We start from the raw sequence: 20,774 nt of genomic DNA, 5'->3' as shown, positions 1-20,774 counted from the left end.
CCCTATCGGATCCAGGCTGTCAGATCGAGGCGTTGATGATGGTCGCCTGGGTAAATTCCTTCAGCCCCTCGGCGCCGTGCTGGCGGCCAAGGCCCGAATGCCTGGCGCCGCCGAAGGGGACGTCGAAAGGCAGGTCGAACTGCCGGTTGACCCAGACGGTGCCGCTGACGATTCGGCCCGCCACGTCGATTCCGCGATCGACATCGCTGGTCCAGACCACGCCGCCCAATCCATAGTCGCTGGCATTGATGCGTTCTATGGCCTCATCCAGGTCATCATAGCCTTGAACGGGCAAGACGGGGCCGAACTGCTCCTCCTGCACGAGGCGCGAATCTTCCGGCAGGTCGCGGAAGATCGTCGGCGGGATGAAATAGCCCTCGCCCGGCAGCGCCTCGCCACCCGCGACCAGCGTGCCCTGGGCGCGCGCATCCTCGATCAGGTCCAGCACCTTTTCATATTGGGCCTTGTTGCTGATCGGCCCCATGGTGGTGCCCTGCTGAAGCCCGTCGCCGGTCACGGCCTGCGCGGCCAGTCCGGCAAGCGCGTCGCACAATTCATCGACCATGCCGCTGGGCGCGTAGACGCGCTTGGTCGCAAGGCAGATCTGCCCGCTATTGTTGGTGAAACCGGCGAACAGGCGCGGCGCGACCGTCGCCACATCCGCGTCGTCAAGCAGCAGCGCGGCGTCGTTGCCGCCCAGTTCCAGCGACACCCGCTTCATCGTGTCGACCGAACTGCCCAGCACCTTCTTGCCGGTGGGGCTGGAGCCGGTGAAGCTGACGAAATCGATGCCCTTGTGGCTGGACAGGATGGCGCCCAGATCGTTCTGGTCGACGATCGTCTGGAGGACGCCGGCGGGCAGGATTTCCGCGGCGACCTCACCCAGCAGGAGGGCGCTGGTGGGGGTCGTCGGCGCGGGTTTGCAGATGACGGCATTGCCGGTGATGAGCGCCGGGCCGACCTTCTGCGCCATGATGAAAAGCGGGAAATTCCACGGCGCGATCGCCGCGACGACGCCGCGCGGCGTGCGCTTCTCGATGATGCGGGTGCCATCGCCTTCCCGCAGGATTTCGGGCTTCAATTCCTGCCCGGCGGCATGGCGGAGCAGCGCGACGGTGGTACGTACCTCGCCCCGCGCATGGCCCAGCAGCTTGCCCTGTTCCAGCGTGATGAGCCGGGCGAAATCGTCGATCCGCGCCTCCACCGCGTCGGCCAGAGCGCCGATGAGAGCGCCGCGCTCGGCATAGGATGTGCGCGCCCAGGCAGGTTGCGCGCGGCGCGCGGCGGCGATGGCGGTTTCCAGTTGCGCCGCATCCGCGCGCGGGACGGTGCAGAAGGGGCGGCCGGTGGCCGGGTTGACCACCGCCATGGACGCGGCGCCATCGACCAGCGCACCGTCGACAAGCAGGCGGAAAGGCCCCGCTTCCGGCGAATCCGGCGCAAGAGTGGCGAGGTCGGCAATGTCGGTCATTGTTGGGGAAATCCTTCCTGTCATGGCCCGCCGGTCGCGGGACCGGGGGTCCGGCGCGGCTCAGAGATTCGTCCGGAACAACATAGATTACCTCGTTATATATTTAGACCGGTCAGGGAAAGGCCCTTGCTTGCGCGGCGGCTTTTGTGTCACCTCCCCCACTGACAGCAGCGGAGAAGGCCCGCATGCCCGGCATGGCGATCCTTCGCAGAACAGCAGGAAAGACGATGGCGAAACTGACGGTTGTAGGTCGTGCTGGAGAAGAGAGGACGATCGAAGGGACGGAAGGCGTTTCCGTCATGGAATTGATCCGGGACAATGGCTTTGACGAACTGCTGGCCCTGTGCGGCGGATGCTGTTCCTGCGCGACCTGCCATGTGCATGTCGAGAACGGCTTTGATGACCGGCTGCCGCCGATGAGCGAGGACGAAAGCGACCTGCTCGACAGTTCCGATCATCGCGACGCACATTCCCGGCTGTCCTGCCAGATCGTCTTCACCGCCGCTCTGGACGGCCTGAAGGTCCGCATCGCCGAGGAGGATTGATCGGCGGGGACACAGCCGGTCCCGGCCAGACAAAGGAGAGGATATCATGGCTTCAACCGCGTCCGGGACGGCACCGCCGCCCCGTTCCCTGCCCGTCGTCGACAAGGACAGCCAAACCTTCTGGACGGCCGGCGAGCAGGGCGAGCTGAAAATCTACCGCTGCCAGGACTGCGCCTATTATATCCATCCGCCGGTGCGCTTCTGCCCGCAGTGCGAGAGCAGGCGGGTGGAACCGGAGGCGGTTTCCGGCAAGGGCCATGTCGTCAGCTTCTCGATCAACCACCAGCAATGGGTGCCGGGGCTGCCGGTGCCCTATGTGCTGGCGCTGGTCGGCATCGCGGAACAGGATGACGTGCGGCTGGTCACGAACATCATGAACTGCCCGCCCGAAGAGGTCAGCTTCGGCATGCCGGTCAAGGTCTACTTCGAACAGGTCGAGGATCTCTGGGTGCCGCTGTTCGAACCCGACAGCGAAGGAGCGCCGCGGCCATGACCTATGGGGAAAAGAATACGGCGATCACCGGCATCGGCCAGTCCGAGGTGTCGCGCGGGTCGGACAAGTCGGCGCTGGAACTGACGGTGGACGCCGCGCTGGGGGCGATCCGCGACGCGGGCCTGACCCGTGCGGACATTGACGGCATCGCCACCTGGCCCGGCGCGGACAACAACACGAGCGGCTTTTCGCCGGTGGGCGTGGCCCAGATCCAGGACGCGCTGCGGCTGAAGCTCAACTGGTATGGCGCGGGCGGCGAGGTGCCGGGCCAGTATGGCGCGGTGTTCAATGCCATCGGCGCGATCTCGGCGGGGCTGGCGCGCAACGTCCTCATCTACCGCACCATGTATGAAGCCACGGCGCGCAAGACCTCCTTCGCCAATTCGCTGGTCAAGGGCGGGGAACGGCAGGCAGGCATTTTCCTCTGGTATGCGCCCTATTATAATTATGCCGCCGCGCTGCAGCAGTCGCTGATGTTCAACCTCTATGTCCACAAGTCCGGGATCAGGCCCGAACAGGTGGGACAGATCGCGGTCAACCAGCGGCGCAACGCCTCACTCAATCCGGCGGCGGTCTATCGCACGCCGATCACGATCGAGGATTATCTGAATTCGCGGATGATCGCGACGCCGCTGCGCCTGTTCGACTGCGACGTGCCGATCGACGGGTCGACCGCGATCATCGTATCGCGCATGGATGTGGCGCGGGACGGGCCGAACGTTCCGATCCGCATCGAGGCGATCGGTTCGTCCATGCAATATCGCAATAGCTGGGTACAGCTCGACGCGCTCGACACCCAGGCGCAGCCCAAGGTCGCCGAGATGATGTGGAGCCGGACCGACCTGAAGCCCAAGGATGTCGATATCGCGCAGCTTTATGACGGCTTCAGCTTCCACACGATCAACTGGCTGGAAAATTTCGGCTTTTGCGAACGTTATGGCGCCAAGGATTTCATCGAGGGCGGCACGCGCATCGCGCTGGAGGGCGAATTGCCGATCAACACCGGCGGCGGCGCGCTGTCGGCCGGGCGGCTCCATGCCTATGGCGCGGTGCATGAGGCCTGCACCCAGCTCTGGGGACGGGGCGGCGACCGTCAGGTGAAGAAGCCCCTCAACGTCTGCGCGACATCGACGGCCGGTGGTCCGCTCGCGGGTGCGATGCTGCTGGTGAAGGACTGATGAAACGGTAGACGGCGCCCGCAGCGGCGGCGCCCGACATCAGCGTCCGCTCTTGCGCAGCTTGTCGGAAAGCGGCAACGCTTCGTAGAGTGTCGGGCTGATGCCGCCGTCCAGCGCGTCGCTCATCTGCATCTCGCCCGAACCGGCGCGCCGGTTGAGTTCGGCCATGGACGCCGCCACATCGTCGCTGTCGATATGGTAGAGCGCCAGATAGCGATGCGTCACCGCGCCCGCCGAGGGCGCCACGCGATAGCGCCGCGCTGCAACGAAGCCGGGCACATCGAGCACTTCGCCAAGGTGAACCTCGTCATACCAGCGATTATACTCCTCTTCCCGTCCTTCGACAGGATTGGTGAGTACGACGAACACATGTTCTGCCATCCGATCCCCTCCGGTGAACCCGAAAATCTTGTTGGCCAAGGATAGACGCGCAAGTCCCACAAGAGCAAGACGCACCTGCCGCGCCGAGGCTGGTGCGGGCAGGAACCTGCGCCCCATCATGCGGTGGCCCCGCCGATGGCCGCATCAGGACCATGAAAAAGGGGCCGGTGCATCGCTGCACCGGCCCCTTTTCTGGTCTCGAGTCCCGATCAGCGGCCGAAGCGGTAGGTCAGGTTGACGCCGTAGGTCACCGGATCGTTGCGCTGGCCCATCGCATAGCTGAGCGGCGCAGGCAGCACCAGACCGCTCATATAATAGCGGCGGTTCAGGATGTTGCGGCCGAAAACCGCGACTTCCAGCTGGTCGTCCATGAAGCTGACGCCCAGGCGGCCGTTGAGCTCGCCACCGGCGCGGCGGGTTTCCGCGTTCAGCAGACCGGCGATCACAGGATCGTTAGTCGGATTGCTGGTCTCGACATTATAATTGTAGGTCTTGCCCTGCCAGGCATAGTCGAGATGCGCATTCAGCGTCGCGTCGCCCACCGGCCGCTTGTAATCGCCAGCTACGCTGAAGGTCCACTTCGGCACATATTGGAAGGCTTCGGTGCGGCGATCGACGACATTGCCCAGCGCATCGCGGTCCGTGTAGCGCAGATATTTGGCATCGGCGAGCGCGGCGTTGCCGCTGAGGGTCAGGCCTTCGGTCACGCGGGCGGTGACTTCCGCCTCGCCGCCGAAGAAGCGGGCCTTGCCGGCGTTGCCCACCACCGTCGCGGTGCGGCAGGTGCCGTCGGCGGCGCAGATCACGTTCAGGATGGTGCGCTGAATGTCGGACACTTCATTGTAGAAGGCCGCGACGTTGAAGCGAACGCGACGGTCGAACAGTTCCGACTTGAAGCCGACTTCCTGTTCATACACGACTTCCGGCCTGAACGGCGCGAAGGCCGCGCCGCTGGCACCCGAGGCGCGCAGATTCTGGCCGCCCGAGCGGAAGCCCTTGCTCGACTTGGCATAGACCAGCAGGTCGGGCGAGACCTGGTAGTTGACGCCCGCGGTGTAGGATACGCCGTCGAAATCCTTGCGCGACACGGCCCGGCAGGTGACCGGATCGGCGGTACCGATCAGGCAGCCGATCAAGGCGTCGGTCTGGGAATCGCGATCCTGGTTATAGGCGATGATATTCTTGTCCTCGACCGAATAGCGGATGCCGCCGACGATCGAGAATTTGTCGTCCAGATGGTAGGTGCCCTGGAAATAGAGACCCATGGACCGGTTGTCGATGTCGCCGATCAGATATTGGCGGGGCACGAAACCGGCGACCAGCCGGGTGATCGTGGGCAGCGCGACCGCAGTCGATTCATCGGTGCCCTTTTCCTTGAAGACGAAGGCGCCGCCGGCAAAATCGAAGGCATCGTTGAAGGCCTTGCCGGTGATCTGCAGTTCGCCCGAATAGCTCTTCAGATTCTGATGCGCGCGCGTGCTCAGGATATCATAGGGCGATGCGTCCAGATCGATGGCCGTGTCCGAACGGATGTGACGATAGCCGCCGATGAACTTGATCGCGCCGAACACCGTGTCGAGCGTCGAGGTCATCGTGTAGGTCTGCGTCTTGACGTCGGTCAGCGTGTCGGTGGTCTGCTGGACGCGGTCGGTGCCCACCGTGGACGCGATATAATTGTTGATGAGGGTGTTGCCCTGGGTCGGCTGACCCGCCTCCAGGCCGACTTCCGTGACCGCCGGCGAATTGGGCGACATGTAGATCAGCTGATAGGGGCGGCTGTAGGCGTTGATCGAATACCATTCGCCCGACAGGATGAAGTGCAGCGTGTCGGTGGGGTCGAACCGCACCTTCAGGCGGCCGGTATAGCTGTCATTCTCACCCAGCTTGCGGCCGGTCAGCGTGTTGCGGGCGAAGCCGTCGCGCTTGTTGATCGTGAAGCCGCCGCGCACGGCCAGCTTGTCATCGATCAGCGGCAGGTTCAGCACCGCGGTGCCCGCGCGCTCGTTGAAGCGGCCGTAAGTGGCCGAAACATTGCCCGAAACGCCCTTGTAATCAGGATCGTTGGACTGGATCAGCAGCGCGCCGCCGGTCGTGTTGCGGCCGAACAGCGTGCCCTGCGGGCCACGCAGCACCTGCGCGCTCTGGACGTCGAGCAGGTTGGCGTTGAGGCCATAGGCGCGGGCCCAATAGAAACCGTCGACATAGACGCCGACCGACGGGTCGAGCGTCGCCAGCACGTCGGTCTGCACCTGACCGCGGATGGTGATCGCCGAGGCGGACGGGTTGGACGCCGAATTCTGGAAACGGATGCCGGGCGTCAGGCGGGCGATGTCGGGGATCATGACGGCGGACTGCTGGCGCAGCGCTTCGCCGGTCTGCACGGTGACGGCGACGGGAACCTGCTGAAGATTTTCCTCGACCTTGCGCGCGGTCACCACAATGTCCTCGAGGCCCTGCCCCTGAGGCGCAGCGTCCTGCGCTGCGGCGGCGGTGATGGCACCGGCCGCTACGGATGCGAGTGCGTAAGCCGAAATTCTTGCATAGGACAACGTGTGCCGAACAGACACCATGACAACCTCTCTTTCGATTGAATAAACACGATAAAGTGCTTGAGGGGCCTCATGGCAAAGGTAACCAGGTTACACAACCGATAGCTGTCGGATCGTCAATTAAATCCCTTGTTGTGACATTTTTGCAAAAATAGGGGTCCGTTTTTCAACGAACCCCGACTTGTCAAGAATATTATTTCGGAATTGCGTTGAATGGAACGCCTTTGTCCGGCCGGTGGTCCTGGGGCAGGCCCAGAATGCGCTCGGCAATGGTGTTGAGCAGCATCTCGTCCGCGCCGCCCGCGATGCGGCCCGTAGGGGCGGTCATCCAGCTTTGCTGCCAGCTCGACTTCGAACTGACATGGATGTAGGGATGCTCCATGCCCGCCACGCCCTGCAGGTCGATGGCGAATTCGGACAGCTTCTGCCGCGCGCGGACGGACACCAGCTTGTGCAGCGCGCCCTCCGGCCCCGGTTCGAGCCCGGCCTGCAAGGACAGCAGCGCCCGCTTGCCGACGGCGGCCATGGCGTTTTGCACGGCATGGGTCCGGGCGATACGCTCCCGCACGCGTCCGTCCTCGATCGGCGCCCGGCCATTGAGCGTCCCTTCCTGCGCCTGTCCGATCAGCAGGGCGAGCGGCGGGCCGAAGCCGGACGGGTCGGTCGCCTGGTAACGCTCGATCATCAGCGTTTCCATGGCCACGGCAAAACCGCCGCCGACAGCGCCGATGCGCTGCGAATCGGGCAGGCGGACATCGTCGAAGAACACCTCGTTCACATGGCTGTCGCCCGCCGCGAGCTTGACCGGCCGCACGGTCACGCCCGGCGCCTTCATGTCCACCCAGAAATAGGTGAGGCCCCGGTGCTTGGGCACATTGGGGTCGGTGCGCACGACGATCACGCCATAGTCGGAATGCTGCGCCCAGGTGGTCCAGAGCTTCTGGCCGTTGACGATCCAGTCGCCGGTCGCCTCATCCTGCACCGCGCGGGTGCGCAGGCCCGCCAGGTCCGATCCGGCCGCCGGTTCGGAGAAGAGCTGGCACCAGATTTCCTCGCCGCGCATCGCCGCCCGGGCGCGCTCATGCTTCCAGCCGTCGGGCAGGTGACGCAGGATGATCGGCACCGGCATGCCCAGGCTGACGCCGAAATAGCCGGTGGGGAAGCCGTGCTTCATCTCCTCCTTGTCGAACGCCAGCTTTTCGAGATGGGTGAGGCCCTGCCCGCCATGCTCCTTCGGCCAGGAAATGCCGACATAGCCAGCATCATAGCGGGTCGCCATCCAGCGGCGGCCGAGCGCCAGCCCCTCTTCCTCCGACAGGCCCTTCTGCGCCGCCGCGCCGAATTCGGCGACATGGGATTCCAGCCAGGCTTTCGCCTTGGCGCGATAGGCGTCGAGCACCGGGTCGCCGCTCGATTCCTCGGCGGCTGCCTGCGTCGATGCCGCCGTCAGCGCCTCGACCAGCCGGTCTTCCCAGAAGATGAGGTTGCCCTGCTCTATGGCGAGGGTGCGGGCGCGGCGTTGATGAAGGTGCAGATTTTCTTCCCAGGTGACGCCAATGCCGCCATGGGTCTGCGTCGCGTCGCGCGATACCGTGTCATAGGCTTCGGTGCCGGTGATCCGGGCGGCCGCGGCGCAGCGGGCGAATTCGGGCGTGCCGAAGCTCGCCGCCGCGTCGATCGCATTGGCGCGCGCCATCTCGACCAGCACATAATCCTCGGCGATGCGGTGCTTGACCGACTGGAAGGCGCCGATCGGCTGGCCGAAGGCGCGGCGGGTCAGCGCATAGTCGCGCGCGGCCGTCATCGCCCGTTCGGCGCCGCCGACCTGCTCATGCGCGGTCACCACCGCCTGCCGGCGCAGGATCTCCAGCGCGGCGGCCCGGCCATCGGCCGCACCCTCCAGCACCAGCGCCTGGGCGCCTTCGAATGCAAGGTCCGCCGTGTTGCGGCTGTTGTCGAAGGTTTCAAGCAGCGTGCGCGTCACGCCCGGTTGGTCGAGTTGCACCAGCGCCAACACCGGGCCCGCCTCGCCCGAAGCGAGGACGACGGCCACATCGGCCTTGCCGCCTGCGGGCACGGCAGGCTTCGTGCCGGTGAGGCGGCCTTCCGACAGCCGGAGCGAAGGCTGGGCGGGGATGAAATCGCGCCCCTCCGCAAAGGCCACCGCGCCGATGACGTCGCCCGCGGCCAGCCGGGGCAGCCAGTCCTGCTTCAGCGCCTGCGAGCCATATTCGAGAATGGCCTGCCCGGCGCCGAAGGATGTGCCAAGGAAGGGCGCGCCGCTCACCACCGATCCGCAGGCTTCCGCGATCAGGCCGAGTTCGATAAGTCCCATGCCGATGCCGCCGAAATCCTCGGGGATGCCGATGGCGGTCCATCCCTGTTCGCGACAGATGTTCCAGAAGACCTCGTCATAGCCGCCCCGTGTTTCCAGCAGTTCCTTGAGCTTTTCCGGGGCGAAGACGGCGTTGAGCTGACGGCGCGCTTCCTCGCCGATCTGCACCTGGGCTTCATCATACAGAATCGACATTCTTATCCTCTTGATCCTGGATCAGGCTTTGCCGGACGGCGCCTGGGAGGGATTGAAATTTTCGGTTTCGCAATAGCCGGCTTCGGCGGGAATGACGACCGCCATGCCTCCGGGGCGCTTCTCCACGCGAGGCAGGACGGTGAAGATCGGACGCATCCGGGCCGCCGCTATCGCATCGTCAACAGCCCCGCTCTCGGCCAGCCGGGCGATGTTGAGACGGGTGGGGAACAGGATGGAGGTTTCGCCCTCCGCCGCCCGGGTCAATATGCTGTCGGGCGTCGCCCATTCCAGCGCGACCGCCTCGCCACCGTCGCAGACGGCGTCCTGGCCGGGCGCGGTGCGGCAGATGAAGAAATGGGTGTCGAAACGCTTGGGCGAAAATTCAGGGGTGATCCAATGACCGAAGGGCACAAGATCGTCCAGCACCAGCCGCCCGCCGCTGGCACGGACGATATCCAGGAAGGACGCGCCCGGCTGGCTCTGTTGCGCGGCGCAATGCCCTTCGGCGCCACGCGCCAGCAATATGCCCGTTTCCTCGAAGGTTTCGCGAAAACCGGCGATCCGGAGCGCGCGTTGATGAGCGTCCAGCCCGATATCGTCGACGATCAGATCGTGCCAGGCGTCCGAATGGTCGCTATCGTCGACCAGGCCGCCGGGAAAGACCAGGGCGGAAGAGAAGAATTGATCCTTGTGCCGCCGGATCATCAGCACTTCCATCGGATCGTCGCGCAGCAACAATATCGTCGCCGCTGGCCGGGGGGTTACGGGCGCTTTCGCCGGAGCGGATGCGTCGGTCACGAGCGCCGCCCTTCCCCCGCCGTCCGGACGCGCCGTTCCGCCTTCGATCGCATGTCGCTGCACCGTGCCTTGACAGTCATCTCTTCTGCCTGCTTCCGCCCCGCCCCGGTGAAGGGGCGGTGGCCGTGGATATCCTCACCTATCGAGGTAACGCCATTTGGCGGACCGCACAAGACAAAGATAACCTAGTTATATGTGGCGCAGACAGGCCGGTGGCCAACCGGTCAGGGCGCCATGGCCATGGCCTGGGCGCGCAGGAAAGCCTCCATGTCGGCGCCCCTTTCCGCGAGCAGCGGCCGCACCAGATCGTCTGTCGGCAGGAAGAAGCGGTTCGAGGCGATGGCGTCGGCCACCATCTCCCCCACTTCCCCGGCTTCGCGGAAGGCGAATTGCGGACCCGGCCCGCGCAGCGGCAGCCCTTCGGTAAAGCTGCGCATCGTGTTGCCGATGGCCGTCCGTACCGGACCGGGGCACAACAGCGTCACGCCGATGCCCCTGGGCTCCAGATAGAGCGCCAGCCCCTCGGTCATGGTGACGATCGCCCCCTTGGTCGCGGCATAGGGCAGGCGGTCGAAGGCATAGGGGAAAAGCCCGGCGAAGCTCGCCGTGTTGACGATATGGCCGCTGCCCTTCGCCAGAAGGTCGGGCAGAAAACGGTGGATGGACCGGACAACGCCCATCAGGTTGAGGTTGATGATCCTCTCCCATTCGGCGAGCGGAATATCCTGCGGCAGGCCCGACACCAGCACGCCGACATTGTTCATGACGATATCGACCGTGCCATATTCGGCCCATGTCCTCTCGCGCAGCCGATCGAAGGCATCCGGTTCCGAGAGGTCCAGGGGAATGGCGAGCGCCTGCCCGCCTGCTGCACGAATGGCCCCGGCCGCCTCCTCCAGCCTTGCCGCGTCAATATCTGCCAGGACAAGCCGCGCGCCGCGCCGGGCGAGCGAATCGGCCGTGGCCCGGCCTATGCCGTTGGCCGCGCCGGTGACGATGGCGACGGCGCCAGCGATCCGGGTCATCCGACCGGGTCCGGCCGCGCCATCTGGACGGTGCCGCCCTCCTCCTGCACCCGCGCCCAGGCATCCTGCACCGCCTGATTGACGAGCGAGGCCTTGGGCCAGCCGCAATAGACCGCGAAATGCAGCGTGAATTCGTGCATCTCCTCGATCGTGATGTCCCCGCTCTTGAGCGCTGCGTAGATATGCGCCTGGATCGGCACGACCGTATCCGACGCGGCGACGCAGGCGAGCGTGATCCAGCGCCGGGCCTTGAGGTCGAGACCGGGACGGCTCCACATCTCGGCAAAGACGAAATTGTGGATGCCTGCGCTGTTATAGGGCGTGGTCGGCGGCGGCGCGGGCATGGTCATGACATAATGGAACCAGTCGCGGCCATATTGGGAGCGCTCTTCCGGGCTCGCAAATTCGGGCGGCCCCAGATCGGGCGGACTTGTCTTGGTCATTCCTCTCTCCTTATGCCTGATGGTCGGAAAAGCGCGCCAGGAAGGCATCTCCTTCGGCCAGAAGTCCCCGCGGCGCCGCACCGTCCTGCGTGCAGATCTGCCGCAGCAGGCCGACATCCTTCCGCAGCAGGTCCGCGCCATGGCGGAAAGCGGCGATATCCGGCAGGCTGCGCAATACGCCATGGCCGAAGCTGCTGCCGCTGCTCGCCGCCAGGATGCTGTCCAGCGCCGCCAGGTCCAGCCCCAGCGCCTCCCCTGCTTCGCGCGCCTCCTGCGTGACGCCCATGATCGCGGCCAGCAGCGTATTGTTGAGCAGCTTGGCCCGCTGGCCCGCGCCGACATCGCCCAGCCGGACGATCAGCTTGCCGAAGCTCCGGAAAAGCGGCAGGGCGCGGTCGCAATCGTCGGGGGTGCCGCCCATCATCACCGTCAGCGTGCCTGCCGCCGCACCCGCCGCGCCGCCGCTGACCGGGGCGTCGATCAGCGCCACGCCCCTTTCGGATGCCCGGCGCGCCCATGCCACGCAGTTGTCGGGATGAATGGTCGAATGGATGGCGATCAGGCTGCCCGATCGCATTTCGGGGAGCACGCTTTGCATCAGTGCGTCAACGCCTGCATCGTCGACGACGCAAAGGGAGAGGATGTCGCTTTGCCGGGCGAGTGCTTCGGGGCTTTCGACGCGGCGGGCAATACCCTCATAATCGTTCAGGACTTCCGGACGCCGCGCCCAGAGCGCAAGGGGCCAGCCCGCCTCGCCGATGCGGCGGGCGATGGGACCGCCCTGATTGCCCAGGCCGATAAAGCCGATCCGGGCCTGAAGCCTGTTTTTGCCTGGATGCATCCTCAATCCCCTGGGTGTCGACGTTCCGGCGACCTGGAAAGACTATGCCAGAAGGGAAAAGGATGTAAACAATTGTTTATTTAACGCCCGCCGGTCTTGAAGGGCCGGCGGGCGCCCTGATTTATCCGCGCGTGAAGCTTTCGCCCTTCGCGGCCTTTTCGACCAGCAGCTTGGATGGCTCGATGCCCTGCGCCTTGAGTCCATCGACCACCTTCTGCAGGCCGACCGTATCGCCCCAGAACATGGGACCACCGGTGTAGACCGGCCAGTTATAGCCCAGGATCGCGGCGACATCGATGTCGGACGCACGGCTGGCGATGCCCTCCTCCAGCACCTTGGCCCCTTCATTCACCACCGGGTAGAGCAGGCGCGCGACGATATCCTCGGCACTCAGCTTGCCCTTGTTCTCGACACCCTTGAACGCGGCGATATCGGCAATGACCTTGGCCGCGACCGGCGACGGGGTCGCCTTGCGGTTTTCGTCATAATCGTAGAAGCCGCCATTCTTCTTCTGGCCCAGCCGGTCGAGCTTGACGAGATCGCCACGGATCGTGCGCTCCGTCTCACCGCGGCCGATCACGTCCAGACCGACTAGGTCGATCATCTGGAACGGACCCATGGCAAAGCCATAATTGTAGATCGCCTGATCGATGTCCTGCGGCGTCGGGCCTTCCAGTACCAACTGGTCGGCCTGCTTGCCGCGCTGGGTCATGATGCGGTTGGCGATGAAACCAAAGCCGTTGCCCGAGAGGACCGACACCTTGCCGATCTTCTTGCCGATCTCCATCGCGGTCTTGACGACTTCCTTGGAGGTCTTGGCGCCGCGCACGACTTCGAGCAGGCGCATGACGTTGGCGGGCGAGAAGAAGTGCGTGCCCACGACCCATTCCGGACGGCTGGTCGCGTTGGCGATGGCATCCAGATCGAGATAGGAGGTGTTGGACGCCAGGATCGCACCCTGCTTGGCGATCTTGTCCAGCTTGCCGAACACGTCCTGCTTGATCGCGATTTCCTCGAACACGGCCTCCACGATCATGTCGACCTGGCCGAGCGCCTCCAGCCCGATGGCGGGCGTGATGAGCGCCATGCGCTGTTCCACCTGCTCCTGGGTCATGCGGCCCTTCTTGGCCGTATTCTCATAGTTGCGGCGAATGACGCCGACACCGCGATCCAGCGCTTCCTGGGTCATTTCGACCAGGGTCACGGGGATGCCCGCGTTCAGGAAGTTCATGGTGATGCCGCCGCCCATCGTGCCCGCGCCGATCACGCCGGCGGTCTTGACCGGGATGGTGGCGACGTCCTTGCCGATGTCGGGGATCTTGGCCGCTTCGCGTTCGGCGAAGAAATAATAGCGCTGCGCCTGCGATTCGATGCTGGGCTCCAGTTCGCGGAACAGTTCGCGCTCGCGCTCCATGCCCTTGTCGAAATCGGGCGCGGTCTCGATCGAGGCCTGGATGGCGCGGACGATATTGTGCGGCGCCTTGAAGCCACGGAAGGAGCGCGCATTCTTCGCCAGATATTCGTCGAACAGCGCCGGCGTGCGGTCGCGCACGGCCTCCAGCTTCTCATTGCGGTCGCGCACGCGCACGGCGGGCTTGCCTTCGGCCAGCAGGCTGCGGGCGAAGGCGATGGCATCCTCGCGCAGCTTGCCTTCCTCGGCGAGCGCGTCGATCATGCCCAGGCCCAGCGCCTTCTTCGCCGGGATGGGATCGCCGCCTGTGATGATGTCGAGCGCGGCTTCCGGACCGACGACGCGGGGCAGGCGCTGCGTGCCGCCGGCGCCGGGCAGCAGGCCCAGCTTCACTTCGGGCAGGCCGACCATCGCGCTGGGAACGGCGATGCGATAGTTGCAGATCAGCGCCAGTTCATAGCCGCCGCCGAGCGCGGTGCCATGGATCGCGGCGACCACCGGCTTGCCGCCATTTTCGATGATGTTGAACACATCGACCAGACCCGGTTCCTGCGGCGGCTTGCCGAATTCGGAAATGTCCGCGCCCGCGAAGAAGGTGCGCCCGCCGCAGATCAGCACGATCGCCTTGACCGAATCGTCCGCCGCGAACTTGCGGAAGCCTTCGTCCAGCGCGCGGCGCGTCTTGATCCCCAATGCGTTAACGGGCGGATTATCGATCGCGATGACGCCGATACCGCCTTCTTCAACCGTGAATGTGCCAACTTCGCTCATGCATCACTCCTTAAACAGGGTTGGCCGCCTCTTGCCCTGAAATCAGCAAAACTGCAACGGAGGTTGAGAAGCTATCTCACCTAGTGCGCTTTGTGATCATTCCGCGGCCTGCAGGACGGCATGGCGGGGCTGATCCCTGAAGAACAGGAGCATCAGCAGCGCCGAGACGCCGCACAGACAGCCGAGCACCAGCAGCGCGCCCTGGAAGGAGCCCGTCAGTTCGGCCGAACGGGCGACCAGCGGCGGGGCAAGGGTGCCGACCGGGGACAGGGCGCAGGCAAGGCCGAAGACCCGGGAAAAGGAGGCCGGGCCGAATTCCGCCAGCAACGCGGAGGCGAGCAGCGTCCACACCGCGCCGGAAATGCCGCTGACCACGGCGGTTCCGATCAGGAAGGCGGGATCCACATTGGGGATCATCAGCAGGAAGGCCCCTGCCGCCGCGCCGAAGGCCGCGATCGTCATGGGCACGCGGTTGCCGATGCGGTCCGACAGCCAACCCGACGCCAGTTTGGCGGCCATTGCTGCCCCGCTGTAGAAGGACAGGAACATGCCGACCGCAGGCGCCGCGCCGCCATTTTTCAGGATGATCGGGCCGATCGCCACATAGGTGGAGACGCTGATGCACTGCACCGCCAGGAACGGCGCGAGGATGAGCCAGAAGTTCAGGCGCCGGATGATCCTGCCGAAGGAAATGGCGGCCTGATGCGCACCCCCGCCGCTGCGCGCGGTCACATAGCCGAAGGGATCGTCGGCGGCGGGACGGTCGCGCAGCGCCCACATGGCGATGGGCAGGATGACCAGAAGGATGACGATGCCGAACCCGCCCCAGATGCCGCGCCACCCCAGCGTCGGCAGCAACAGGACCACGGCGGGCGGGAAGACGATCCCGCCGACCGCCAAACCGGCCGCCGTCAGGCCCATGGCCAGGCCGACTCTGCGCACGAACCAGCGCGACACCAGCGACTGGCTGGGGATCATGGCGCTGAAGCCGATGGCGACGGGCAGCGCGACCGTATAGATGAGATAGACCTGCCAGAGCGCGGTCGAGAAGGCGATGGCGATATGGCTGAGGCCCAGCAGGAAGAGACCGCCGCCGAACAGCCAGCGCGCCGGATAGCGGCCCGCGCAATGGCCGATCACATAGGAGAGGCCCGCCGTGCCGATGCTGAACAGCGTGATCGCCAGCGCGATCGAACTGATCGGCGCCTTGAATTCCGTGGTCCAGCCGGGGAGGAACAGCGAAAAACTGTTCATCGTCAGCGCGATGCCGGACATGTTGCACAGGATGCACACGGCAACGATGTTCCAGCCGTGGTACCAGCCGCGCGGCCGCCCATCTGCACTCATCATTCTCTCCTTAAAGGGCGGCACGGCGGATCGCAGCGGCGGCAGGCGCAGCATGTGCCTGAATTGTCGAAGCTCACTATGTTATGATTCTCCAGCCCAGGCAACCGGCATTGTCCGGCAGCGACGGCCGCTGCGCCGAAACACGCCGCGATCAGGCCGGGACGAGGGCACGGATCGCGGCGATGAAGGCGACCGGCTGGTCCAGCATCAGGTGATGGGCGGCTCCCGGTATCTCCACGAATGGCGTCCCGGGGGCGGCGATATCCCGGTTCATCGCCATCATGTCCGGCGTCATCAGCGCGGAATGTTCGCCCCAGACATAGGCGAGCGGGCATCGGGCGCCCCGGATCGCCGCGGCCACATCCTCGCCCGACGCCAGCCCGCGCATGCGGTCCGCGGCGGGATCGAACGACCAGTGCCAGCGCCCGTCCGCGCGCAGATCCAGCGAATGGGCGGCGATGAAATCGAGCATCCAGTCGTTGGGGCAGGGCTGTTCGGGACGGAGCCGGAAGCGCACCGCGCCCTCGGCCAGCGTCGCATAGCCCGGATTGGTCCATTGCGGCCGGTCTTCGAACGGGCTGACCGCCGGGTTGGGGCGATAGCCCGAATCGACGATCACCAGTCCGCCGAACCGGTCCCCGCCCTCGCCCGATACGGCGAACAGCGCGGGGATCGCGCCGAAGCTGTGGGCGACGATCCAGGGTCTGGCCTGATGATCGAACAGGCCCATCGCCTCGCTCGCTGCCCAGATCTCGCGCCGGTGCAGGTCGAAATCATAATGCGTCCGGCGCTCGGAACCACCCATGCCGGACCAGGAAAAGGCGCCCACGCGCGTGCCTTCCGCGAAAAAGGGCGCGAAGGGCCGCCACCAATGGACATGCGCGCCATTGCCATGGAGCAGCAGCAGGCCCGGATCGCCCGCCTTGCCCCATGCCATGGTTTCGAGCGTGCAGCCGTCCACGACGGCGGTGCCCCGCTCCGGCTCCTGCGCGAGCGCCTCCTCGAACCAGCCGGGCGCCTGAGTCATCGGCCGGATCAGGGTCATCGGCCGGAAAAGTCCGCCGGTCTCTTTTCCAGAAGGGCGTCCAGCCCCTCCATATGATCTTCGGTCAGGTGCATCAGCGGCTGGGTGGAGGCGGCCAGATCCAGCGCGGCATCATAGCTGATCGACTGGCCCTGGCGCATCAGCCGCTTGGTCAGGCGCAGCGCATGGGGCGGCATCGCCGCGATCTTCGTCGCCATGGCCATCGCCTCGTCCATCAGGCTGTCGTGCGGCACGACCCGGCTGATGAGACCCCATTCGGCGGCGGTCGGCGCATCGATCACGTCGCCGGTGAAGAAGAGTTCGGACGCCCGGCTCTGGCCGATGGCGCGGGGCAGCAGCCAGGAGCCGCCGTCGCCCGGGATCAGGCCGAGTTTCAGGAAGGTGACGCCGAAGCGCGCCTTTTCCGATGCGATGCGGATATCGGCGAAGCAGGCGACATCGCAGCCAAGCCCGATGGCGGGACCGTTGATCGCGGCGATCAACGGCACGTCGAGGCCGTATAGGGCGCGCGCGATCAGATGGATGTTCGTGCGGTAATGATTGCGCAGATCGACGCCGCCGCCGCCGAAATTGCCGGTGCGCGCCCGCATCGCCTTGACATCGCCGCCCGCCGAAAAGGCCTTGCCAGCGCCGGTCAGGATGACACAGCGCACGTCCAGATCGTCGTTCAGCTCTTCGCAGACCTGCTGGAAAATCTTGCCGTCACCATCCGAGCCCAGCGCGTTGAGGCTGTCGGGGCGATCAAGCGTCAGCGTTGCGACATGGCCGTTCCGTTCGATCCGGAGCAGTGACATCAGGGCATCTCCTATAGGTCGTTCTGGATGAAGAGCTTGGCGATTTCCGGCAATACCGGCTTCATCGAGGCCGTGCGCGGGAAGTCGTCCATGATCCGATAGTGGACCGGCACCTGATAAGGCGCCAGACTCTGGCGCAGATAAGCGGAAAGTTCCGCCTCGTCCAGCGGCGCGGCGTCGCGTTTCAGGATGATGGCGGCGGCGGGCACCTGGCCCAGCCGCTCGTCGGCTACGCCCACGACGGCCGCTTCCCGGATGGCGGGATGCTCTTCCAGGCGGCGCACGATATCCTCCGGGCTGACCTTGAAGCCGCCGCGATTGATGACCCCATCGGCGCGGCCGGTGATCCAGAGATAGCCGTCCGCGTCCAGCCGCGCCTTGTCCGTGGTGCGCAGCCAGCCGCTGGGATCGATGAGTTGCGCGGCACGCAGTTCGAGCACGCCTTCCTCGCCCGGTGGGAGGGTTTCGCCGGTCGCGGGGTCGACCACGCGGCCTTCGACATTGCCGTGCAGGCGGCCGACCGAGCCGCGCTTCTCCCGCCACTTCTCCTTGAAGTCGGGCAGCGTCCAGCGCGCGACGGGCCCGGCGAATTCGGTCGCGCCATAATTGGTGAGGACGGGAATGCCGTAGCGGTCCATGAAGGCGTCGATCAGGGCAGGATCGGTCGGCGCGGCGCCGGCGGAGACGACCTTCAAGCTGGACAGCGCCTCGGCCGGGATGTCGGCGTCCAGGATCATGCGCAGGCCGGCGGCGGTAAGGCCGGTGGCGCGCGGCCGATGGCGGCGGATCGCATCGGCCCAGACCGGGACCGAGAAGCGTTCGAGCAGGACGAAACGGCGGCCGAGGCAGAGCGAGGTCAGCGAACCCCATACCCCGCCGATATGGGTGAGCGGCGCGGGCGATACGGCGACGCCGGGACGCAGTTGCGGCCGTTCGTCCAGCGCGCCCTCGGCCCGCAGGGTGACGTTGAAGCTTGCCTCGAACGCGGCGCGGGTGATCGGCACGCGCTTGGGAATGCCGGTGGTGCCGCTCGTCAGCATCTCGATCATGATGCCGGGGGCGGCGGGGTTGGCGCCACGGGCGGGATCGTGCGGCTGCAAGAGGACGGGTGCTTCGTCCCATGCGTCCGGCAAGGCGATGAGCGCGGTGCCGTTGTCCCGCGCGGCCTCCGCCACGCCGGGCCGTTCGAGGTCGGATCGCGCCGCGACGATCACCGGCAGACGCAGCGCGGCGATGTCGGAAGCGATGACGGCATCGGGATAGAGCGGGTTGAGCGTCACCAGGCAGCGGCCGCCGGTCACCGCGGCATAGAGGGCAGAGAGATGCGGCAGGCGGTTGCGCAGCATCACGCCGACACGCACATTCCCTCCCCGCACCTGCGATGCGATCAGCGAATCGATAGCGGCCATGCGGGCGTGGAGGCCGCCCCAGCTTTCCCAGCGGCCCTCGAATTCGACGGCTTCGGCCGCCGGATCGATGGCGAGGACGGCGGCGATCAGTTCGGGCAGGCCGGTCATGCGGCGACTTCCCGCCCGGCGGCCGGCCCATGCGACCACGAGGAGAATGTCCCTTTTTTCATGACGGCACCGAAAATGTCCGGACTCCTTCCCATCATCCCATCGCTCTCCTATATCCACCGCGAGCGCACCTGACACCGGGGTTTGCGGCGGTCACCCGCATCCCGGTTAAAACTTCCCTGTTGGCCTGTCAAAGATAGTTGTCTAGGTGAACCTTCAGAGTCGGCGGGACGTACCCGGCCAGATGAGGTAAAGGAGAATATTCGTGGCTGATGCCTATATTATCGACGCTGTTCGTACGCCTCGCGGAGTCGGCAAGCTGGGCAAGGGCGCACTTGCGCACCTTCATCCGCACGTCCTGGGCGCCACGGTGCTCAATGCGCTGAAGGAGCGCAACAACCTCGACACCAGCAAGGTCGATGACATCGTCTGGTCGACCAGCACGCAGAACGGCAAGCAATCGGGCGACCTTGGCCGGTTCAGCGCGCTTTATGCCGGCTGGGATACCAAGGCATCGGGCGTCACGCTCGACCGGTTCTGCGGCGGCGGCATCACCAGCGTGGCCTTCGCGGCCAGCCAGATCATGTCCGGCTTCGAGGATGTGGTCGTTGCCGGCGGCACCGAGATGATGAGCCACCAGGCCGAGATCGCGATGTGGAACGAGGGCACACCCTACGCCGACCTTGGCTGGTCGAAGGGCAACGACAAATTCTACGACAAGCACCCGATCAGCAATGTGGGCGTGGCCGCCGATGCGATCGCGGCAATGGAAGGCATCAGCCGCGCCGAACTGGAAGCGCTGGGCGTCGACAGCCAGCGCAAGGCCGCCACGGCGATCGCGGAAGGCCGCTTCGACAAGAGCGTCGTGCCGGTCTACAACGAGGATGGCACCGTCGCGCTGGATCGCGAGGAATATCCGCGCCCCCAAACCACGCCTGAATCGCTGGCCTCGCTGAAGCCCGCCTTCGGCGCGGTTGAGCAAATGGCGGCTGCGCCGGACGGCACCACCATGCGCCAGATGATCGAGCGCAAATATCCCGACCTGAAGTGGGAGCCGACCCACCATGCGGGCACCAGCTCGGGCGTCGTCGACGGATCGGCCGCGCTGCTGCTGGCCTCCGAACAGGGCATGAAGGACAATGGCTGGAAAGCGCGCGGGCGGATCGTGACCGCGGTCAACGCGGGCGATTGCCCGACACTGATCCTCAACGCCCCCGTCCCGGCCGCGAAGAAGGCGCTGGAACGCGCCGGTCTGACGGTGGACGATATCGACGTCTGGGAAATCAACGAGGCCTTCGCGGTGGTGACCGAGAAGACCATCCGCGATCTCGGCATCGATCGCGCCAAGGTCAACATCAACGGCGGCGCCATCGCGCTTGGCCATCCGATCGGCGCGACCGGATCGATCCTGATCGGCACCGCGCTGGACGAGCTGGAACGCTCGGGCGGCCGCTATGCCCTGATCACGATGTGCGCGTTCGGCGGCATGGCGCCTGCAATCATCATCGAGCGCCTCTAAGGCGTTTCCGGGCCGGCAGGTGGCATAACCTGCCGGGCCGGACGATGCGGAACAGGAAAAACGGGCGGAGCATCATGCTCCGCCCGTCTTGCTTGGGCCGGTCTTTTCCAGCCTGC

At 65.6% G+C, this 20,774-nt stretch carries 17 protein-coding genes; 4 read left to right on the top strand and 13 right to left on the bottom strand.

The genetic code is table 11. From position 1 onward, the window contains the following. Window positions 1–19: 19 nt before the first annotated feature. Window positions 20–1,471 carry an aldehyde dehydrogenase family protein gene (locus tag MJ601_RS05260; RefSeq protein WP_242124032.1) on the bottom strand — a complete coding sequence of 484 codons (1,452 nt, stop codon included), beginning with the start codon at window positions 1,469–1,471 and terminating at the stop codon, window positions 20–22. Between the two features lie 227 nt (window positions 1,472–1,698). Here MJ601_RS05260 and MJ601_RS05255 point away from each other — a divergent pair, with 227 nt between their 5' ends. From MJ601_RS05255 to MJ601_RS05245, 3 genes are read left to right on the top strand one after another with little or no spacing between them, the layout of a single operon-like run. Beyond that, on the top strand, window positions 1,699–2,016 hold the full coding sequence (locus tag MJ601_RS05255; protein WP_242124030.1) for a 2Fe-2S iron-sulfur cluster-binding protein: 318 nt from the start codon (window positions 1,699–1,701) through the stop codon (window positions 2,014–2,016). 46 nt (window positions 2,017–2,062) lie between these two features. Then, a complete protein-coding gene (locus MJ601_RS05250; RefSeq protein ID WP_242124028.1) occupies window positions 2,063–2,509 on the top strand; it encodes a Zn-ribbon domain-containing OB-fold protein in 447 nt (148 codons plus the stop codon). After that, window positions 2,506–3,687: a thiolase family protein gene (locus tag MJ601_RS05245; protein ID WP_242124026.1), complete on the top strand. Its 1,182-nt coding sequence runs from the start codon at window positions 2,506–2,508 to the stop codon at window positions 3,685–3,687. The genes MJ601_RS05250 and MJ601_RS05245 overlap by 4 nt, the downstream gene beginning before the upstream one ends. Window positions 3,688–3,726: 39 nt before the next feature. Here the strand turns inward: MJ601_RS05245 and MJ601_RS05240 are convergent, their stop codons facing one another. The 12 genes from MJ601_RS05240 to MJ601_RS05185 all read right to left on the bottom strand — a co-directional run bounded on the left by MJ601_RS05240 (window position 3,727) and on the right by MJ601_RS05185 (window position 19,139). Continuing rightward, window positions 3,727–4,068, bottom strand: a complete 342-nt coding sequence (locus MJ601_RS05240) for a DUF4286 family protein (RefSeq protein ID WP_242124024.1) — start codon at window positions 4,066–4,068, stop codon at window positions 3,727–3,729. A gap of 209 nt (window positions 4,069–4,277) precedes the next feature. Further along, a complete protein-coding gene (locus tag MJ601_RS05235) occupies window positions 4,278–6,638 on the bottom strand; it encodes a TonB-dependent receptor (protein ID WP_242124021.1) in 2,361 nt (786 codons plus the stop codon). Window positions 6,639–6,810: 172 nt separating this feature from the next. Continuing rightward, complete coding sequence (locus MJ601_RS05230; RefSeq protein ID WP_242124019.1) at window positions 6,811–9,147, bottom strand: acyl-CoA dehydrogenase family protein; 2,337 nt, start codon at window positions 9,145–9,147, stop codon at window positions 6,811–6,813. A 21-nt stretch (window positions 9,148–9,168) separates the two neighbouring features. Further along, complete coding sequence (locus MJ601_RS05225; RefSeq protein WP_242124017.1) at window positions 9,169–9,945, bottom strand: NUDIX hydrolase; 777 nt, start codon at window positions 9,943–9,945, stop codon at window positions 9,169–9,171. Between the two features lie 224 nt (window positions 9,946–10,169). Then, the gene (locus tag MJ601_RS05220) at window positions 10,170–10,970 is read right to left on the bottom strand and encodes an SDR family NAD(P)-dependent oxidoreductase (protein ID WP_242124015.1); all 801 of its coding nucleotides are present in this window, start codon (window positions 10,968–10,970) and stop codon (window positions 10,170–10,172) included. Further along, window positions 10,967–11,413 (bottom strand): carboxymuconolactone decarboxylase family protein, encoded by a 447-nt coding sequence (locus MJ601_RS05215; protein WP_242124013.1) that lies wholly within the window; start codon window positions 11,411–11,413, stop codon window positions 10,967–10,969. The genes MJ601_RS05220 and MJ601_RS05215 overlap by 4 nt, the downstream gene beginning before the upstream one ends. 10 nt (window positions 11,414–11,423) lie before the next feature. Further along, entirely contained in the window at window positions 11,424–12,254 is an 831-nt protein-coding gene (locus MJ601_RS05210) for an NAD(P)-dependent oxidoreductase (RefSeq protein ID WP_242124011.1), read from the bottom strand. A gap of 121 nt (window positions 12,255–12,375) precedes the next feature. Next, window positions 12,376–14,436: a 3-hydroxyacyl-CoA dehydrogenase NAD-binding domain-containing protein gene (locus tag MJ601_RS05205; RefSeq protein WP_242124009.1), complete on the bottom strand. Its 2,061-nt coding sequence runs from the start codon at window positions 14,434–14,436 to the stop codon at window positions 12,376–12,378. A 96-nt stretch (window positions 14,437–14,532) separates the two neighbouring features. Then, window positions 14,533–15,783, bottom strand: coding sequence for an MFS transporter (locus MJ601_RS05200; RefSeq protein ID WP_242124007.1), 1,251 nt, complete (start codon window positions 15,781–15,783; stop codon window positions 14,533–14,535). 151 nt (window positions 15,784–15,934) lie between these two features. Beyond that, entirely contained in the window at window positions 15,935–16,810 is an 876-nt protein-coding gene (locus MJ601_RS05195; RefSeq protein WP_242124005.1) for an alpha/beta fold hydrolase, read from the bottom strand. Window positions 16,811–16,824: 14 nt separating this feature from the next. After that, the gene (locus tag MJ601_RS05190) at window positions 16,825–17,622 is read right to left on the bottom strand and encodes a crotonase/enoyl-CoA hydratase family protein (protein WP_242124003.1); all 798 of its coding nucleotides are present in this window, start codon (window positions 17,620–17,622) and stop codon (window positions 16,825–16,827) included. Window positions 17,623–17,633: 11 nt separating this feature from the next. Next, window positions 17,634–19,139 carry a class I adenylate-forming enzyme family protein gene (locus MJ601_RS05185; RefSeq protein WP_242124000.1) on the bottom strand — a complete coding sequence of 502 codons (1,506 nt, stop codon included), beginning with the start codon at window positions 19,137–19,139 and terminating at the stop codon, window positions 17,634–17,636. Between the two features lie 265 nt (window positions 19,140–19,404). On the opposite strand from MJ601_RS05185, the gene MJ601_RS05180 reads away from it, so the two are divergent. Beyond that, window positions 19,405–20,658: an acetyl-CoA C-acetyltransferase gene (locus tag MJ601_RS05180; protein ID WP_242123998.1), complete on the top strand. Its 1,254-nt coding sequence runs from the start codon at window positions 19,405–19,407 to the stop codon at window positions 20,656–20,658. Window positions 20,659–20,774 lie beyond the last annotated feature (116 nt).

Source organism: Sphingobium trunci (genome assembly GCF_022664535.1).
Classification (GTDB): Bacteria; Pseudomonadota; Alphaproteobacteria; order Sphingomonadales; family Sphingomonadaceae; genus Sphingobium.
Note: the sequence above shows the minus strand (reverse complement) of the source record. Positions and strands in the feature narration are given on the sequence as shown.

Excerpts from the sequence above, each read along its gene's own strand:
- MJ601_RS05260 (WP_242124032.1), bottom strand. The coding sequence starts at position 1,471 with ATGACCGACATTGCCGACCTCGCCACTCTTGCGCCGGATTCGCCGGAA.
- MJ601_RS05255 (WP_242124030.1), top strand. The coding sequence starts at position 1,699 with ATGGCGAAACTGACGGTTGTAGGTCGTGCTGGAGAAGAGAGGACGATC.
- MJ601_RS05250 (WP_242124028.1), top strand. The coding sequence starts at position 2,063 with ATGGCTTCAACCGCGTCCGGGACGGCACCGCCGCCCCGTTCCCTGCCC.
- MJ601_RS05245 (WP_242124026.1), top strand. The coding sequence starts at position 2,506 with ATGACCTATGGGGAAAAGAATACGGCGATCACCGGCATCGGCCAGTCC.
- MJ601_RS05240 (WP_242124024.1), bottom strand. The coding sequence starts at position 4,068 with ATGGCAGAACATGTGTTCGTCGTACTCACCAATCCTGTCGAAGGACGG.
- MJ601_RS05235 (WP_242124021.1), bottom strand. The coding sequence starts at position 6,638 with ATGGTGTCTGTTCGGCACACGTTGTCCTATGCAAGAATTTCGGCTTAC.
- MJ601_RS05230 (WP_242124019.1), bottom strand. The coding sequence starts at position 9,147 with ATGTCGATTCTGTATGATGAAGCCCAGGTGCAGATCGGCGAGGAAGCG.
- MJ601_RS05220 (WP_242124015.1), bottom strand. The coding sequence starts at position 10,970 with ATGACCCGGATCGCTGGCGCCGTCGCCATCGTCACCGGCGCGGCCAAC.
- MJ601_RS05215 (WP_242124013.1), bottom strand. The coding sequence starts at position 11,413 with ATGACCAAGACAAGTCCGCCCGATCTGGGGCCGCCCGAATTTGCGAGC.
- MJ601_RS05210 (WP_242124011.1), bottom strand. The coding sequence starts at position 12,254 with ATGCATCCAGGCAAAAACAGGCTTCAGGCCCGGATCGGCTTTATCGGC.
- MJ601_RS05205 (WP_242124009.1), bottom strand. The coding sequence starts at position 14,436 with ATGAGCGAAGTTGGCACATTCACGGTTGAAGAAGGCGGTATCGGCGTC.
- MJ601_RS05200 (WP_242124007.1), bottom strand. The coding sequence starts at position 15,783 with ATGAGTGCAGATGGGCGGCCGCGCGGCTGGTACCACGGCTGGAACATC.
- MJ601_RS05195 (WP_242124005.1), bottom strand. The coding sequence starts at position 16,810 with ATGACTCAGGCGCCCGGCTGGTTCGAGGAGGCGCTCGCGCAGGAGCCG.
- MJ601_RS05190 (WP_242124003.1), bottom strand. The coding sequence starts at position 17,622 with ATGTCACTGCTCCGGATCGAACGGAACGGCCATGTCGCAACGCTGACG.
- MJ601_RS05185 (WP_242124000.1), bottom strand. The coding sequence starts at position 19,139 with ATGACCGGCCTGCCCGAACTGATCGCCGCCGTCCTCGCCATCGATCCG.